General features: G+C 63.9%; 2 protein-coding genes and 2 pseudogenes. 3 read left to right on the forward strand and 1 reads right to left on the reverse strand.

Annotation, left to right across the window (positions count from 1 at the left end; genetic code table 11):
• Positions 1–271 (reverse strand): annotated as a pseudogene (locus tag G3T14_RS23840) (transposase); the annotation flags it as partial.
• On the opposite strand from G3T14_RS23840, the gene G3T14_RS23845 reads away from it, so the two are divergent.
• From G3T14_RS23845 to G3T14_RS23855, 3 genes and pseudogenes are all read left to right on the forward strand, one after another.
• Positions 270–902 (forward strand): helix-turn-helix domain-containing protein, encoded by a 633-nt coding sequence (locus G3T14_RS23845; protein ID WP_246733532.1) that lies wholly within the window; start codon positions 270–272, stop codon positions 900–902. The pseudogene G3T14_RS23840 and the gene G3T14_RS23845 sit on opposite strands and share 2 nt — an antisense overlap.
• Positions 869–1,393: pseudogene (locus tag G3T14_RS23850) on the forward strand (IS630 family transposase); the annotation flags it as partial. The gene G3T14_RS23845 and the pseudogene G3T14_RS23850, both read left to right, overlap by 34 nt.
• Before the next feature lie 278 nt (positions 1,394–1,671).
• The coding region (locus G3T14_RS23855) for a methylene-tetrahydromethanopterin dehydrogenase N-terminal domain-containing protein (RefSeq protein ID WP_281409850.1) at positions 1,672–2,158 on the forward strand (487 nt) is incomplete at its 3' end.

Consider the following 2,158-nt stretch of genomic DNA (forward strand, 5'->3'; position numbering starts at 1 on the left):
CCTCGCGCGTCACCACGCATCGATCCCGCACCGGTCCGCGCCGCCGCCGTTTGCCCGGATCGGTCTGCAACCGCTCGCTCGCCGCCTCCATCCCGGACGGGGTCGGACGCGTCGGCGGCCGCGGTGGCAGGCCCTTCAGGCGCGCGACCTCGTCGCGCAACGCCCGGTTCTCATCCGTCAAAGACCGGACCTGACCGATCAGGCCGACGACAAGCCCACGAAGCTCGCTCAGCGAAAGGGCATCCAGGCTATCGGGATCCGGCAGCGCCATGCTGCGTGTTGAATCACGCCCGAGCCAAACCGCAAAACGCCATCGCCCGGTGATCTGCCCCGGTTACGTTTGGGATCATCTAAGCGTCGTCGAGCTTGAACAGCGTTTCGTGAACTGCGCGGAGCCCGTCGAGTCCCGCCACACGCAGGCGATCTGGCTCCTGGCGCAGGGGCGTACGGTGAGCGAGGTGTCGAAGCTCACCGCCTTCGGCGAGCGCTGGATCCAGCAATTGCTGGAGCGCTACAACGCCGATGGCCCCGACGCGCTGGGCAACGGGCGGCGTCGGAACGGTTCGAAGCCGCGCATTCTCGTTCCCACCGTGCTGGAGAAGCTGCGCGCGCGTCTGGCCGAGCCGCCGCCCGATGGCGGGCTGTGGTCGAGCCGCAAGGTGTCGGCCTTCCTGGCCGAACAGCTCGGCCTGGACGCGGTGGCGCCCCAGCGCGGCTGGGAAGCGTTGCGGGCGATCGGCTGGTCGCTGCAGAAGCCGCGGCCCAGGAACCCGAGATCGGCCTCTGACGAAGAGGCTGACGCCTTCAAAAAAAACTCGCCGCTGCGGTCGCCGAGGAAGCGGCCGAGCATCCTGGCGTCCCGGTCGAGGTCTTCGCCACCGACGAGCACCGGCTCGGGCTGAAGCCCATCGTCCGGTCCGTCTGGGCCCCGGTAGGAGAGCGCCCGATCGCCCTGGGCCACCATCGCTTCAAGTGGCTCTACGTCACCGCCTTCGTGGGACCGGCGACGGGCGAGACCGTCTGGTACCTGTCCAACGGCGTCTCTAAACCCTTCTTTGAAAAGCTCCTCCACGCCTTCGCCCACGAGGTCGGCGCCGGACCCGCCAAACGCATCGTGCTGCTCCTCGACAATGCAGGATTCCACACCCGCCCGAACCTGACCGTCCCCGACGGCCTCAGGCTCGTGTATCTGCCGCCCTACAGCCCAGCACTCCAGCCTGCCGAGACACTCTGGACCCTGGTCGACGAGCCCATCGTCAACAGGCTCATCCCGAGCCTCGACCATCTCCACGACATCGTGGACGCACGATGCCGCTGGCTCATCGACCAACGCGACGCCATCAAAACCAGAACGACCTTCGCTTGGTGGCCTAAAAATCATGCTCCGAGCTAATCACCCGGAAACCGTATAATTACTATAATTAAGCTGATAACCGTGGTTCAAAATTGCGGTCTCGGTCTAACGACGAGAGGCGGCATTGAGAACTAAATAAAATCCTTACCTTATTTCTATCTCGTCTATGATTGAGGAGATTTCGGGCTCAACAACGCCTGTCGTGCTGTAGTTAGCAACGGTTGGATAATCTCTTCAAGCTGGGATAGGGATAGATCTTTTGGCGCGTCGCTCTCACGCCTGAAGGCATTCCCACGTTCGCCCGCTGGAAAGTTACGATGACCCGCTCGATCCTGCACATGCTGACCCCGCTCAAGCACCTGAGCCCCTTCGACGTGAACATGGCCGTCGATGCCGGCTTCGATGTGGTTAGCACCTACACCGATGTTGCACCGGATGAGACAACCGCTCTCGTTCAGGACTCCATCTTCTCCCGTGCTCCCCAGGACGGGGTACGTACCGCCATCTTCATCGCAGGCAAGAACGCCGAACTGGCCTTCGACATGATGGATGCCGCCAAAGGCGCCTTAGTCCCGCCCTTCGAGAACCATGTCTTTGCCGATCCCGCCGGTGCGTTCACGACCGGTGCCGCCATGATCGCTGAAGTGAGGCTCGCGCTGGCCAGGCACTACGGCACGAAACTCGCCGACCAACGCATCGCGATCTTCGGCGGCGGCGGTGTCGTGGCTTATGTCGCCGCCGTCATCGCCGCTCAGGAGGGGGCCTGTCCGGTGCTCGTCGGGCATGACGGGTCCGAGGGGGTCG

Source organism: Methylobacterium sp. BTF04, assembly GCF_010692745.1.
Classification (GTDB): domain Bacteria; phylum Pseudomonadota; class Alphaproteobacteria; order Rhizobiales; family Beijerinckiaceae; genus Methylobacterium.

What these genes read in the sequence shown, in the direction of transcription:
- G3T14_RS23845 (WP_246733532.1), top strand. Translation starts at nt 270, where the DNA reads ATGCTGCGTGTTGAATCACGCCCGAGCCAAACCGCAAAACGCCATCGC.